At 70.7% G+C, this 13,695-nt stretch carries 7 protein-coding genes; 5 read left to right on the top strand and 2 right to left on the bottom strand.

Going from position 1 to position 13,695, the window contains the following annotated elements:
- Positions 1 to 51: 51 nt before the first annotated feature.
- On the top strand, positions 52 to 1,977 hold the full coding sequence (locus LV75_RS07870) for a methyl-accepting chemotaxis protein (protein WP_253886129.1): 1,926 nt from the start codon (positions 52 to 54) through the stop codon (positions 1,975 to 1,977).
- 967 nt (positions 1,978 to 2,944) lie between these two features.
- Here the strand turns inward: LV75_RS07870 and LV75_RS07865 are convergent.
- Both LV75_RS07865 and LV75_RS07860 read right to left on the bottom strand, forming a co-directional pair.
- Positions 2,945 to 3,598, bottom strand: a complete 654-nt coding sequence (locus LV75_RS07865; protein ID WP_253886128.1) for a PP2C family protein-serine/threonine phosphatase — start codon at positions 3,596 to 3,598, stop codon at positions 2,945 to 2,947.
- A 74-nt stretch (positions 3,599 to 3,672) separates the two neighbouring features.
- Positions 3,673 to 5,430, bottom strand: a complete 1,758-nt coding sequence (locus LV75_RS07860; RefSeq protein ID WP_253886127.1) for a sensor histidine kinase — start codon at positions 5,428 to 5,430, stop codon at positions 3,673 to 3,675.
- A 199-nt stretch (positions 5,431 to 5,629) separates the two neighbouring features.
- On the opposite strand from LV75_RS07860, the gene LV75_RS07855 reads away from it, so the two are divergent.
- The 4 genes from LV75_RS07855 to LV75_RS07840 all read left to right on the top strand — a co-directional run bounded on the left by LV75_RS07855 (position 5,630) and on the right by LV75_RS07840 (position 13,561).
- Positions 5,630 to 7,414 carry a sensor histidine kinase gene (locus LV75_RS07855; protein ID WP_253886126.1) on the top strand — a complete coding sequence of 595 codons (1,785 nt, stop codon included), beginning with the start codon at positions 5,630 to 5,632 and terminating at the stop codon, positions 7,412 to 7,414.
- Positions 7,411 to 8,100 carry a response regulator transcription factor gene (locus LV75_RS07850; protein WP_204451640.1) on the top strand — a complete coding sequence of 230 codons (690 nt, stop codon included), beginning with the start codon at positions 7,411 to 7,413 and terminating at the stop codon, positions 8,098 to 8,100. The genes LV75_RS07855 and LV75_RS07850 overlap by 4 nt, the downstream gene beginning before the upstream one ends.
- Before the next feature lie 309 nt (positions 8,101 to 8,409).
- The gene (locus LV75_RS07845) at positions 8,410 to 9,795 is read left to right on the top strand and encodes a helix-turn-helix domain-containing protein (RefSeq protein ID WP_253886125.1); all 1,386 of its coding nucleotides are present in this window, start codon (positions 8,410 to 8,412) and stop codon (positions 9,793 to 9,795) included.
- A gap of 265 nt (positions 9,796 to 10,060) precedes the next feature.
- The gene (locus LV75_RS07840; protein WP_253886124.1) at positions 10,061 to 13,561 is read left to right on the top strand and encodes a M28 family peptidase; all 3,501 of its coding nucleotides are present in this window, start codon (positions 10,061 to 10,063) and stop codon (positions 13,559 to 13,561) included.
- Positions 13,562 to 13,695: the final 134 nt, after the last annotated feature.

The following is a 13,695-nucleotide window of genomic DNA, read 5'->3' as shown; positions in this document are numbered from 1 at the left end:
CCGCGCGCCGAGTGTCCGGGAAACGAACACCGTGTCGGTGAGGAGATGGTCGTGGCACTGTTCGCCCCCGCGAGCGCCCTGCTGGGCAGGCTCAAGTACGCCCACAAGATCCTCCTGCTCACCGTCGTGCTGCTGCTGCCGCTGGGCTTCGTCGCCTGGGGCTACATCGGCATCCAGAGCTCCCAGATCGACTTCAGCGCCAAGGAGCGCGACGGCGTCGCCTACCTGCGCCCGGTCCTGGACCTGACCTCGGCGACCGTCGAGGCCCGCCGCGCCGCCGCCGCGGGCACCCCGGTGTCGGCGATCACCGACGAGATCGCCGCCGTCGACGCGGTCGACGCCACCTACGGCGCCGACCTGGGCGTCACCGACGCGTGGCGCACCGCCCGCGCCGCGCTGTCGGCGGCCTCGGGGACCGGCCAGAGCGCTTACGACGCCTACACCAAGGCGTCCACGGCGCTGCTGACCCTGATCGTGGCCATCTCCGACACGTCGAACCTGACCCTGGACCCGGACCTCGACTCGTACTACCTGATGGACGCGCTGGTGTTCCGGCTGCCCGCCCTGCTCGACCTCACCGGCCAGGTCGTCGACGACGCCGCGCTGGCGGTGGCCGACGGGTCCGCCGAGGGCCTGCAGTCCACCCGGCTGCGGCTGTCGAAGGCCTCCGGCGCGCTGGAGAGCACCCAGGCCGCGGTCGACACCGGGATGAAGACCTCCTTCGAGAAGACCGCCCGCGCCGAGCTGGCCGCCGCGAAGTCCGATGTGGACGCCGAGCAGGCCGCGCTGCGGGCGATCCTCGCGCAGGTCAACACCGCGGTGGAGACCGGCGACCTGACCTCGATCACCGCGGCGACCGGCGACACCGCGCGCACCGAGGTCGCCCAGCTGATGGCCAAGCTCGGCCCGGAGCTCGACGAACTGCTGCAGACCCGGATCGCGGCGTTCGAGCAGAAGGCGCTCACCGTCGAGATCGCCACCCTGGTCGCGGTCCTGCTGGTCGGCTACCTGCTGGTCGGCTTCTACCTCTCGGCCACCGTCCCGCTGCGCCGCACCGTGAACACCCTGCGCGCCCTCGCCGACGGCGACCTCACCCAGCGCGTGTCGGTCGACACCCGCGACGAGGTCGGCCAGATGGGCCACGCCCTCAACGAGGCCCTCGGCCGGGTCAAGTCCGCCATCGAGGAACTGCAGGGCGACGCCGAGGGGGTCGCCAGCGCCTCGACCGAGCTGTCCGCGGTCTCCGGCGAACTGCGCCGCACCGCCGAGTCGAGCGCGGCAAGGGCGGGCGAGGTCGGCTCCATCGCCAACCAGGTCTCCGCCCACGTCACCTCGGTGTCCACCGGCGCGGAGGGCATGACCTCCGCCATCGACGAGATCTCCTCCGGCGCCAGCAAGGCCGCCGCCGTCGCGGTCGAGGCCGTGGACGCGGCCCTGGCCACCCAGGCCACCATCGGCAGGCTCGAGGACAGCTCCAAGCAGATCGGCGAGGTCGTCAAGGTCATCACCTCGATCGCCGACCAGACCAACCTGCTGGCCCTCAACGCCACCATCGAGGCCGCCCGAGCGGGCGAATCCGGCAAGGGCTTCGCCGTCGTGGCCGGGGAGGTCAAGGACCTGGCGCACGAGACGAGCAAGGCCACCGGCGACATCTCCGCCAAGGTCGAGGCCATCCAAGCCGACGCCAAGGCCGCGGTCGAGGCCATCGAGGGCATCGCAGGCGTCATCGCCCGCATCAACGACTTCCAAACCACCATCGCCGCGGCGGTGGAGGAGCAGTCCGCCACCACCGGCGACATGAGCCGAGCCATCGGCCAGGTCGCGTCCGGTGCCCGCGAGATCGCCGAGGGCATCAGCGAGGTGGTCGTCGAGAACGAGCAGACCACGACGGGCGCGGTCTCCACGGCTGCTGCGGCTGATGAGCTTGCCGGGACCGCGGAGCGCATGCGGGGCATCGTCAGTCGGTTCACGATCTAGAGGCGCTCTGGTGGCCCCGCTTCCTTTGTGGAGCGGGGCCATCGGCGTTTCCTGGGTGTGACAAGGGGTTTCGGGCGTTCGGCTCCGGGGTCGACCTCGTCGCATGGCCCTGCTCGTTTGCCTGTAGGCAGCGAGGCTTCCGACTCGTCCCATGCAAGATCATCTGCCACAAGAGCCCCGATATACAGCCTAACGAGGAAACCTGACAGAACCGGAGCGGCGGCCACCGCCTGTGGACAACAGAGCACGTTGTTGACAACCACCCGCCAGCCCACCCAACCCAGCCCGTGGACACTCGGACCCGTCGGTGCCAACTGGCCTTCCGTCAGGTCCGCCCCGACCCACCTGCTCAGCGCGTGGACAGTCGGAGTCGCTGGTGCCAGGCCGGCTCGATGGGGCGGACTTGTTTTGCGTGGGGGGACAACACCCGTAGCGTCGTCAGCGGCAGGGCCTGCTTTTGGGCCCCTGCTTTGCGGTTCTGCGTCGGGTGTTGTAGGGGCCCCGCGCAAAACAAGTTCGCCCCATCGAGCTTTCCGCATTGTCGCGGATCTGCACCGATGGCGAAGCCGAGGCGTTCACCGGAGCCGAAGGCGGAGGCCCGAATCCCTTGCCCCGCACTCCCAACCCCGGCCTATGCCAAGATCAACCTGATCGAAAGCCCCCAAATACACAGCCTACCGACGCACACCGACACAACGGCAGCAGCAAACAGGGCCTGTGGACAAGCGGAACCGTTGTGGACAAACAGCTACCAGCGACCCCAGGCAAGATCATCTGCGCCAAGAGCCCCCAATACACAGCCTACCGAGACAACCCGACAGAACGGGAGCAGCAAGCAGCAGCCTGTGGACAACTCAAAGCGTTGTGGACAAACACCCTCGACAACCACCGCAGGCAGGCGCCGCAAGCGATTGCCGCCTATAGGCAACCAACCGTCAGGGCCCGTAGCAGTGCCATCCTCAACGTCCTAAGCGACTGCCAGTGCCTGTGTGACGACAGACGTATGTCCGTGCAGCACGATCGCTGTAGCGTTGTCCGTTGCCGCTGAAGCTGCGACAAGGGCGGCGGCAGCGTCCTCTCCGCCCGCCAGTGCGGCGATCCTGTCGGCGCTAAGTCCCTTGTGGACGCCATCCGTGGTCAGTAGCAGAGTCGCCGCCTGGTACGTGTCCACTGTCCCGATCGCTTCCCGCTCTACCGTCCGCACACTGGCCGTCACCACGTTCGCCAGGTGCGCTGCCACAGTCACGCCTCGCGTCAAGAAGTACTGCGCCACAGTGTGATCAGTCGTCAACTGGGTCAGGCGACCGTCCCATGTGTACGCTCGGGTGTCGCCTACCCAGGCCACTCGGTAGCCGGTGGGTGTTACGTGGGCGACCACCAGGACGCAGTCGCCGGTGGGGAGGGATCTGAGGGCGCGTTGGGCGGCCAGGACGCCTTCCAGGGGGCTCCAGCCGACCTTGGTGGCGGCGGCGGTGGCGGTGCGGGCGGCCAGGGCCGCTTCGGGGGTGTCGCCGATGCCGTCGGCCAGGGCCAGGACGACGGTGTCGCCCAGGGTGCTGGAGGCGGCCGCGTCCGCGTTGAAACGCCGGTTGCCTTGGGTTCCCGCCAGGTGCCAGTCCATGAGCGCCTCCTCAGTCCACGCCTCAACAGTGCGCGCGCGAGCTGTGAGTTGGCTGTGGACGGGCTGACGGGAGCTTATGAAGTCAGGCCCGCGACCGGCAGTTCTATCCGGATCACGGTCCCGTTGCCGCTGTGCGCGGGGGTCAGCACCATCGCGCCGCCGTGGCGTTCGGCGATCGCGCGGGCCAGCACCAGGCCCAGGCCGGAGCCGATCAACCGGTCGCCGTCGCCGCCGCCGAAGGGCATGGTGGTGAAGAGGCGGCCGGAGTCGCCGGGCAGGGGGTTCTCGTCGATCACCTCGAGGACCCAGTCGTCGGCTTCGACGGCGCAGCGCACGTGGACCGAGGCCGACGGCGGTGAGCTGCCGATCGCGGCGGCGACGACGTGGTGGGCCATGCGGGCCAGCAGGTCCCGGTCACCGGTGAGCACGGTGACCGCCGCGCCGCGGCCGTTGACCACGCTCACCCCGCGCTCGCCAGCGGGCCCGGTGAGCGTGGCGATCTGTTCGGCCACAAGCGGTTCCATCCGGATCGGGGTCAGCTCCAGGTGCCGCGAGTGCGACTCCAGGCCCGCCAGGAACAGCAGCGTCTCCACCAGCGTCGCCATCCGGTGCACGTTGCGGTCGACCGCCAGCGCCAGCGTGCGGTCGCCCTTGCCGTCGGTCAGCAGCGGGGTCAGCGAGGTCAGCGTCGTCAGCGGGGTGCGCAGCTCGTGCGACACCGTCGCGATGAACTCCGTCTTGAGCGAGGCCAACCGCGACAGCTCGGCGTTGCGGCGCTGCAGGGACCGCTGCGACTCGACCTGCTCGGTGATGTCGCGCAGCACCCACAGGTGCCCCAACCGCTCCTGGTCGATCTTGACCGGCACGAAGTCGACCTCCAGCACCCGGTCCGGCCCCAGGTTCACCGCCGCCCCGCGCACCGGCACCGCGTCGGCCATCCACCGCTTGGCCAGCTCGTCGATCGCCACGTAGTGCCCGGCGGGCAGCCCGCGCAGCCCGCGGACCACCTCGGCGTGCAGCCCGGTCAGCTCCACCGAGGGCTTGCGCAGGTCCAGCATCGTCGCCGCGGCCGTGTTCGCCGTCAGCACCACCCGGTCGTCGTCCTGCAGCAGCACGCCCACCTCGAGCGAGTCGACCAGGTGCCGCAGCCGGGCCGCGGCCACCCTGGTCTCGCGCTGGGCCTCCTGCAGCGCGGTGATGTCGTGCGCGAAGGCGACCAGCCCGCCGATCACCGGGTCGTCGATGCGGTCCAGGAAGTCGATGTCGAGCACCCGCCAGCCCAGCGGGGTGCGCACCCGCGCCGTGTGCCGCAGCTGCCCGCCGCGGTCCTGGGTGTGCAGGTTCTCGATCAGGTCCGCCAGCTGCGGCTGGTCGTCCGGGTGCACCAGCGAGGTGATCGCCGACAGCGTGGTCTCGCCGTAGCGGACCGGGGTGCCGTCGGGCCAGTGCACCATGTTGCTCCACCGCAGCACCCCGTCCGGGGTGAACAGCGCCACGATGCTGGGCATCTGCGCGATCACCGCGTCCCGGAAGTCGATCACCCCGCCGTCGGCGCGGGCCGCGTCCAGCGCGGCGGCCACGGTGTCCACCAGCGGCGCCAGCCTCGGGTCCGGCTCGCCCGCGCAGCGCACCGACACCACCCCGCCCGAGGTCAGCGCGACGGTGACCGCGGCACCGGGCACCGCGGCGCCCACGCCCGCCTCGACCACCCCGGGCAGCGCGCGCAGCAGGCCGAGCGCGGCGTACACCGCACGGCCCGAGCGGTCGGCCCAGGTGACAGCGCGCACCGCGGCCGCGCAGTCCCACGGGGAGCCCGCGGTGGTGTCCGCCATGTGACCTCCTTGACGTGATCAGTGTGGCCAACAGCGGGCGCCAGGTCGCGGTGATGACAACCGTTCCGCACCGGATTCGCTACCACGGACCACTCGATCCGGTGAAAATCGTCCATCGTGGACCGGATCGGCTCGCCCGGACCGGCCGCGCTCGTAGTGTGGCCCGGGGGACGCCCCGTACCGCCACTGGAGTGAACCTATGTCGTCTGACCAGGCAGGCCAGCGAGCCAGACCCGCCCTCGCGGGCCTGCTCGACGAGGCCACCCGCCTGCTCGGCGCCGTCGACCCGGGCCAGGTCACCGACCTGCTGCACGAGGCCGTCTCCGGCGGCCTGGACCCCGACGACACCACGGTGCTGCGCTCGGTCATCGGCCTGGTGAGCGCGCTCAACGACCGCGAGGACGACACCGGCGTTCCGCTGCCGCGCTCGGGCCTGCCGCCCACCGCCGACCGCGCCCTGGTCGTCACGGTCAACCCGGACGGCACGATGACCGCTGCCCCCGACGCCGTCACCGACGTCCTGGGCTACCCGACCGGCACGGTCCTGCCCCGCCAGCTCGGCGCCCTGGTGCACCCGCACGACATCGGCGGCCTGCAGCGGGCCTTCGCCGCGCTCGCCGCGGCGCCGGGCACCCAGGTCGAGGTGGACGCCAGGGTCCGCCACGCCGACGGCCGCTGGCTGGTGCTGGCCATCAGCATGATCAACCTGCTGGAGACCACCGGCATCAACGCCGTGGTCGCCCACGGGCACAACGTCACCGAGAAGCGCGCGGCCGACCGGGCGCTGGCCGTGGAGCGGGCCAGGCTGCGCGAGCTGGTGCTGCACCTGGCGGGCGGGGTGGTCGTCGACGACGGCTACCGGGTGCTGATGGACAACACCGCGTTCGACCGGATCTTCCGCCCCGGCCGCGAGGTCACCGGCGCCACCGTGGCCGAGCTGCTCGACCTGATCGCCAGCGAGTGCACCGACCCCGGCGTCGCCTGGGAGATGCTCGACCGGATGGTGCGCTCCGGGCGGGTGCACCGCGCGGTGCGGCTGCTGCTGGCCGGTGGCCGGGTCGTCACCTGCGACCTGGTGCCGCTGCGGGCCAGCTCGTCGATGGGCACCCTCTGGTACTTCCGCGACATCACCCGCGAGTCGGTGGCCCGCTCCGAGCTGGAGGAGACCAACCGGGCGCTGGAGGAGGCGGCCAACCTCAAGAGCCGCTTCGTCGCCACCGTCTCCCACGAGCTGCGCACGCCGCTGACCGCGGTGCTGGCCTTCGCCGAGATGATGGAGGACACCCCCGAGCCGCTGTCCACCCAGCAGGCCGCGCACCTGGCGGTCATCAGCCGCAACGCCAACCGGCTGCTGCGCCTGGTCGACGACCTGCTGCTGCTCTCGCGGCTGGAGACCCACCAGCTGTCCATGTCCTTCACCGACATCGACGTGGCCGACCTGGTCACCAAGGCCACCGAGAACCACGTGGCGATCGGCACCCGGGCGGGCATCTCGGTCACCTCGGCGGTGGGCACCGGCCCGCACATCCACGGCGATCCGGCCCGGCTCACCCAGGTGCTCGACAACGTGCTCACCAACGCGCTGAAGTTCACCAGGGCGGGCGGCGCGGTGCGGGTCGAGGCCCGCGCGGACGCCGCGAGCTGGACCATCGCGGTGTCCGACACCGGCATCGGCGTGCCAGCCGCGGACCTGCCCGGCCTGTTCGAGGCCTTCACCAGGGCCTCCAACGCGGGCGCCGCGGGCATCCCGGGCAGCGGGCTGGGGCTGTCCATCTGCAAGCAGATCGTCGCGGTGCACCAGGGCGCGATGAGCATCGAGAGCACCGAGGGCGTCGGCACGACCGTCCGGGTCACGCTGCCCGCCGAGGTCGGCGTGGACGACGGGCTCGGCGGGCTCGGCGGCAGCCGGGGGAGCGAGGAGCCGGGCGGCACGGGGATCGGCGTCAGCGGGCGGATCGGGACCGGGGGGATGGGGCGGCGATGAGCAACGTGCTGGTGGTGGAGGACGAGCCGGACATCGCGCTGGCGCTGCGGGTGATCCTGGAGCGGGCCGGGCACGAGGTGACCGTCGCCCCCGACGGGCGCCAGGGCCTGCGCGCGCTGCACGAGTCGCACCCGACCCTGGTGCTGCTCGACATCGGGTTGCCGGTGATCGACGGCTGGATGGTGCTCGAGCGCATCCGCGACGTCAGCGACGTGCCGGTGCTGCTGCTCACCGCGCACGGCATGGAGGCCGACAAGGTCCGCGGCCTGCGCGGCGGCGCCGACGACTACCTGACCAAGCCGTTCTCCACCAGCGAGCTGCTGGCCCGCATCGAGGCCATCCTGCGCCGCACCGAGCAGGCGGGCGGCACCAGCCAGGCCGAGGTCTACGACGACGGCGTGGTGCGCATGGACCACCGCTCCCGGCGGGTGTTCGTCAACGGCGTCGAGGCCGAGGTCAACGCCACCGAGTACCGGCTGCTGGCGACCTTCGTGCAGCACCGGGGCGCGGTGCTCTCGCCGCGCCAGCTGCTCAACCTGGTCTGGAACGACCCGACCGGCATCGGCGCCGACCGGGTCAAGTTCGCCGTGCTGCGGCTGCGCCGCAAACTCAACTGGTCGGCCGACGACTCCCCGATCAAGGCGGCGCGCGGCATGGGCTACCGCTACGACGTCCCCAAGTCCTGACCCCCTCCTCGATTCCGGCAAAACCCCGCACTCCCGTCGGCGGGCGCAATACCGACAATCGGAACAACGGACACAATCGCCGCGTTGCCGCGGGCGGTAAATGTCCGTTTCGGGCGGACTGTGAAAAAGGGCCGCACCGAGTTGAATACCGACGGTGAATAACGCGAATTGACACGCCGATCGCCGGCGCCCGCCGGTCTGTTTATTTCCCATGTTCGGAGTGTGGGGCAGAACACACCCATTGTCCGAACGCGGTGCTACGCTCCCCGCTTTCGGCGGCCCGTGCGGGCCAGGCGAGCGGGAGGCGGCATGGCTGGCCACGCGAGCGGGCAGTCCGCGCACTGGCCGGAGTTCGGCCGCCGGATGCGCGAGTGGCGCAGGCGGGCCGGGCTGACCCAGGCCCAACTCGGCCTGCGGGTCGGCTACCACCACAGCCTCATCTCCAAGCTGGAGAGCGGCGTCCGGGTACCGCCCGCTGGCCTGGTCGAGTGCCTCGACACGATCCTCGGCGCAGAGGGCGAGCTGGTCGCGCTGTGCCGCGAACCCGCCCGCGAACCCGAACCCCCGCAGCGCACGCTGCTGTCGCTGCTGCCCGGCGCGGGGGAGGAGTCGGTGCCGGTCACGGTGCGGTTCTGGCCCGCGACCCTGCCCGTCGACGGCGTCGGCTGCCCGCTGCACGGACCCGCCGGGTGCCCGGTCCCCGACCTCGACACCGCCCGTGACCTGCTGGCCCTGCTCGGTCCCGGCCGCCGCCCGCCGCGCGGGCTCGACCCCGACCTGACGCACGTGCTGACCGCGCTGCTCGCCGAGTACAGCCGGGTCAGCCTGCAGAGCGAGTCGGCCTCCGCCTTACCCGCGGTCGAGTGGCTGCTGCACGCGTTGACCCGCTTAGGTGACGCCGCCGACGAGCCGCACGCCGCCCACCTGCGGTTAGCCGCGCACTACGCGGCGATCGCGGGCAGGCTGCGGATGCACCGGGGGCAGACCACGCTGAGCATGGCCTGGTTCGGCCACGGCCTGGCCCGCGCCGACCTGGTCGGCGACGTCGGCGCCCGGGTCCGGCTGCTGGCCGAGGTCAGCACCCTGGCCAGGCTCGACGGCGACGTCGACACCGCGCTCGCCTGCGGCCGGGCGATGGCGGTGGCCGACACCGACCGCCCGTGGACCACCGTCCTGGCCCAGTTGTCCCTGGCCAGGGGGCACGCGGTCGCCGGGGACGACGCGGAGGCGCTGCGCGCGATGGCCGCCGCCGAGACCGCGCTGGGGCGCTTGGGCGAGCGCGACCACCTGGAGGTCCCGTGGCTGGTGGGGGACATGGGCAAGCTCAGGGTCGACGCCGCCGCCGGTGCCGCGTTGCGCGACCTGGCCGTGCTCACCGGGGACCGGGCGCTGGCCAGGCAGGCCGTGGTCGTGACCGGCCAGTCCGCGGCCCTGGTGCCCGAGCGGATGCGACCGGCCGCGCTGCTGCTGGCCGTGCGGCTGGCCGACGCGCACGCCTGCGCCGGGGAACCGGACGCCGCGGTCGCGCTCGCCGAACCGGTGCTGCTGGAGGCCGAGGCGGCGGGCCGCAGCACCATCACCGCCGAGGTCGCCGGACTGCGCGCCCGGCTGGGGCGGCGCTGGGGCGCGGTCGCCGCGGTGCGCGGGTTCGCCGAGCGCGTCGGCGGCCCGGGTGGGCATACGGTCCGGCCATAACAGAAATGCCGGTTCTGGAATCGGACAAATAGAACTCCGGCATTTACCAGGGCCGATGGTGAAATCTCCGAGTGGGACCCGCTTGACGAATTTGCCGGTGTTTGACAATCGGGCGTTCCCACGTTGGATTCCATTGACTGTTTCATGGCCATATCTGAATGCTTCGCTGCGCTCGGTGACGTCCGCGTTCCCCACCCGGCGGTGCTCTGCCCACGAGGCGGGAGCAGGCCGCATCGAGCGACACCCTGCCCACAAGGAGTATTCGATGAAGCGCAGAACGATGACAGCCGGGGTCGCCCTCGCTGTCTTCGCCGGGGCGGCGGTCGCCTTGACCGTCAGCCCGGTGTTCGCCAGCCAGGAGCAGCAGGCCCAAGCCCAGGACCGCCAGGCGCTCGCCGTCTCCGCCGCCGACCGCGCGGCCGTCAGCGGCCTCGACGCGCTGGCCAAGGGTCCGGACGAGTCGTACTCGCGTGACCTGGTCACCCCGTACGTCAACGACCTCTACTCGGTCAGCTACCAGCGCAGCTACCGCGGCCTGCCGGTCGTCGGCGGCGACGCCACCGTCCTGGCCGACGGCCAGGGCCGCGTGCAGGCCGCCATGGCCGCGACCAAGGCGAAGGTGGCCGTCCCCTCCACCACCGCCCGGGTCACCAAGGCCGCCGCCGAGCAGACCTCCCGCGGTCTGCAGGGCAAGACCACCAAGGTCGAGACGAGCCGCCTGGTCGTCAAGGTCACCAACGACGTTCCCGCCCTGGCGTGGGAGCACCTGCTCATCGGCACCGCCAAGGACGGCGGCCCCAGCCACCTCAACGTCTGGGTCGACGCCAACACCGGCGCCGTGCTGGACAAGGTCGAGGACGCCGCGCACGGCACCGTCAACGGTGAGTGGAACGGCAACGTCAACATCGACACCACCAACTCCGGTGGCACCTACCGCCTCGTCGACCCGAACCGCCCGGGTCTGCAGTGCGCGGACTACAGCGGTGGCGCCGTCTTCTCGAAGTCCTCGGACTCCTGGGGCACCGGCTCGGAGACGAGCAAGGAGACCGGCTGTGGCGAGCTGATGTACGCCGCCCAGCAGGAGTGGAACATGCTCCGCGACTGGCTCGGCCGCACCAGCCACAACGGCTCCGGCCGCAGCTGGCCCGCCAAGGTCGGCCTGAACGAGCAGAACGCGTACTGGGACGGCTCCCAGATCACCATCGGCCGCAACTCGGCCAACAAGTGGATCGCCTCGATGGACGTCGTCGGCCACGAGTACGGCCACGGCCTGGACCAGAACACCCCCGGTGGCACGTCCTCCGAGGCGGGCCTGGGCGAGGGCACCGGTGACATCTTCGGCGCCCTGACCGAGGCGTACGCCAACAACGCCAAGGACGTCCCGGACTACCTGGTCGGCGAGACGATCAACCTCGTCGGCAACGGCCCGATCCGCAACATGTACAACCCGTCCCTGGTGGGCAACAACCCCAACTGCTACAGCGCCTCGATCCCCAACACCGAGGTCCACGCCGCAGCGGGCCCGCTCAACCACTGGTTCTACCTGCTCGCCGAGGGCAACAACCCCGGCGGCGGCAAGCCGACCAGCCCGATCTGCTCCGGTGGCCCGTCCTCGATCACCGGCATCGGCATCAAGGACGCCGGTCGCGTCTTCTACGGCGGCATGCTGCTCAAGACCAGCGGCATGACCTACAAGAAGTACCGCGTCGCGACCCTGACCGCGGCGAAGAGCCTCGACTCGACCTGCAACCTGTTCAACAAGACCAAGGCCGCGTGGGACGGCGTCACCCTGCCCGCGCAGTCCGGTGAGCCCACCTGCACCGGTACCCCGGGCAACGAGTTCTCCCTGTCGCTGAACCCGTCCTCGGGCTCCATCGTCAAGGGCAACTCGGGCACCTTCTCCGTCGCGACCCAGACCACCTCGGGTTCGGCGCAGAACGTGAACCTGTCCGCCTCGGGCCAGCCCTCGGGCGTGACCGTGTCGTTCTCGCCGACCTCGGTGCAGACCGGCGCCTCCTCCACCGCGACCGTCGCTGTCGGTTCCTCGGTGGCCAACGGCACCTACACGATCACCGTGACCGCGGCTGGCGCCACCAGCCACACCGCGACCTACTCGCTGACCGTCACCGGTGGCGGCAACCCGGACCCGACCGCGCCGAACATCGACGTGGCCGCCGTCCAGGCGCACCTCACCCAGCTCAACTCCATCGCGACGAACGCGGGCGGCAACCGCCGCGCGGGTAGCTCCGGCTACACCCAGTCCGTCGCGTACGTGAAGGGCAAGCTGCAGCAGGCGGGCTTCACCGTCGCCGAGCAGAGCTGCACCAGCTGCACCTACGTGTCGAACAACCTGATCGCCGACTGGCCCGGTGGCGACACCGCCCAGACGATCATGTTCGGCGCGCACCTGGACAGCGTCTCCGCTGGCCCCGGCATCAACGACAACGGCTCGGGCTCGGCCACGCTGCTGGAGAACGCCCTGCAGCTCGCCGCCAAGAACCCGACCATGCTCAAGCACGTCCGGTTCGCCTGGTGGACCGACGAGGAGCAGGGCCTCAACGGCTCGAAGTTCTACGTCAACCAGCTGAGCTCGACCGCCCGGTCGCAGATCAAGGCGTACTACAACTTCGACATGGTGGCCTCCAAGAACGGCGGCTACTTCATCAACAACATCAACACCACCGCCGCCGCGCCGCTCAAGGCCTACTGGGACTCGCTGAGCCTGTCCCCGCAGGAGAACGTCGAGGGTGCGGGCCGTTCGGACGACTACTCGTTCCAGAACGCGGGCATCCCGTCCTCGGGCTACGCCACCGGTGCTTCGGCTCGCAAGACCTCGGCCGAGGCGCAGAAGTGGGGCGGCACCGCGAACGCCGCCTACGACTCCTGCTACCACAGCTCCTGCGACACCACCTCGAACATCAACGCCACGGCTCTCGACCGCAGCGCTGACGGTGTCGCGTACACGATCTGGAAGCAGGCCGTGGGCACCACCACGCCGACCAACGACTTCTCGGTGTCGTTGAACCCGACCTCGGGCACCGTCGCCCCGGGCAACTCGGCCACCACCACGGTGTCGACCCAGACCACCTCCGGCTCGGCGCAGAACGTCACCCTGTCGGCCACCGGTGCCCCCTCGGGCGTCACCGTCGCCTTCAGCCCGAGCTCGGTGCAGACCGGCTCGTCGTCCACCGCGACCATCAACGTCGGCTCCTCGGCGGCGGCGGGCACCTACCAGATCACCATCTCGGGTGTTGGCTCGGCGACCCGCTCGGCGACCTACAACCTGACCGTCAGCGGCACCAACCCGGGCAACTGCACCGGTTCGAACGTCATCGCCAACGGTGGCTTCGAGTCCGGCACCAGCCCGTGGACCACCACCTCCGGTGTCGTCGACAGCTCGGCGCAGGAGGCCCCGCACGGTGGCTCGTACAAGGCGTGGCTGAACGGCTGGGGCTCGACCCGGACCGACAGCGCGGCGCAGACCGTCACCATCCCGGCGGGCTGCACCAACTCCACGCTGACCTACTGGCTGCGCATCACCACCGCGGAGACCGAGAACGTCCAGTACGACAAGCTGACCGTCACCGTCGGTGGCACCACGGTCGCCAGCTACTCGAACGTGGACGCGGGCGGCTCCTACGTGCAGCGGACCATCAACGTGGGTCAGTTCGCAGGCCAGTCGGTCACCGTGAAGTTCAACGGTGTCGAGGACGCGAGCCTGCAGACCAGCTTCCTCATCGACGATGTGGCGCTGCAGACCAGCTGAACCCGTGTGACAACTGAATAGCAGAACCGGCGGGGTGGGACTCAGGTCCCACCCCGCCGGTCTTTGTTGTGCCCCAAGATGTTTGAGCTTGTCCTCAGTGTTCATCCACAGCATTCGTCCATAGTGGACGCATG

Origin of the sequence: Actinokineospora diospyrosa (assembly GCF_024171925.1) — a bacterium.
GTDB classification, from domain to species: domain Bacteria; phylum Actinomycetota; class Actinomycetes; order Mycobacteriales; family Pseudonocardiaceae; genus Actinokineospora; species Actinokineospora diospyrosa.
This window is presented reverse-complemented; position numbering and strand designations above follow the sequence as displayed.

Coding starts and splice junctions, on each gene's coding strand:
- LV75_RS07860 (WP_253886127.1), bottom strand. CDS start 5,430: ATGGCGGACACCACCGCGGGCTCCCCGTGGGACTGCGCGGCCGCGGTG.
- LV75_RS07865 (WP_253886128.1), bottom strand. CDS start 3,598: ATGGACTGGCACCTGGCGGGAACCCAAGGCAACCGGCGTTTCAACGCG.
- LV75_RS07840 (WP_253886124.1), top strand. CDS start 10,061: ATGAAGCGCAGAACGATGACAGCCGGGGTCGCCCTCGCTGTCTTCGCC.
- LV75_RS07850 (WP_204451640.1), top strand. CDS start 7,411: ATGAGCAACGTGCTGGTGGTGGAGGACGAGCCGGACATCGCGCTGGCG.
- LV75_RS07845 (WP_253886125.1), top strand. CDS start 8,410: ATGGCTGGCCACGCGAGCGGGCAGTCCGCGCACTGGCCGGAGTTCGGC.
- LV75_RS07855 (WP_253886126.1), top strand. CDS start 5,630: ATGTCGTCTGACCAGGCAGGCCAGCGAGCCAGACCCGCCCTCGCGGGC.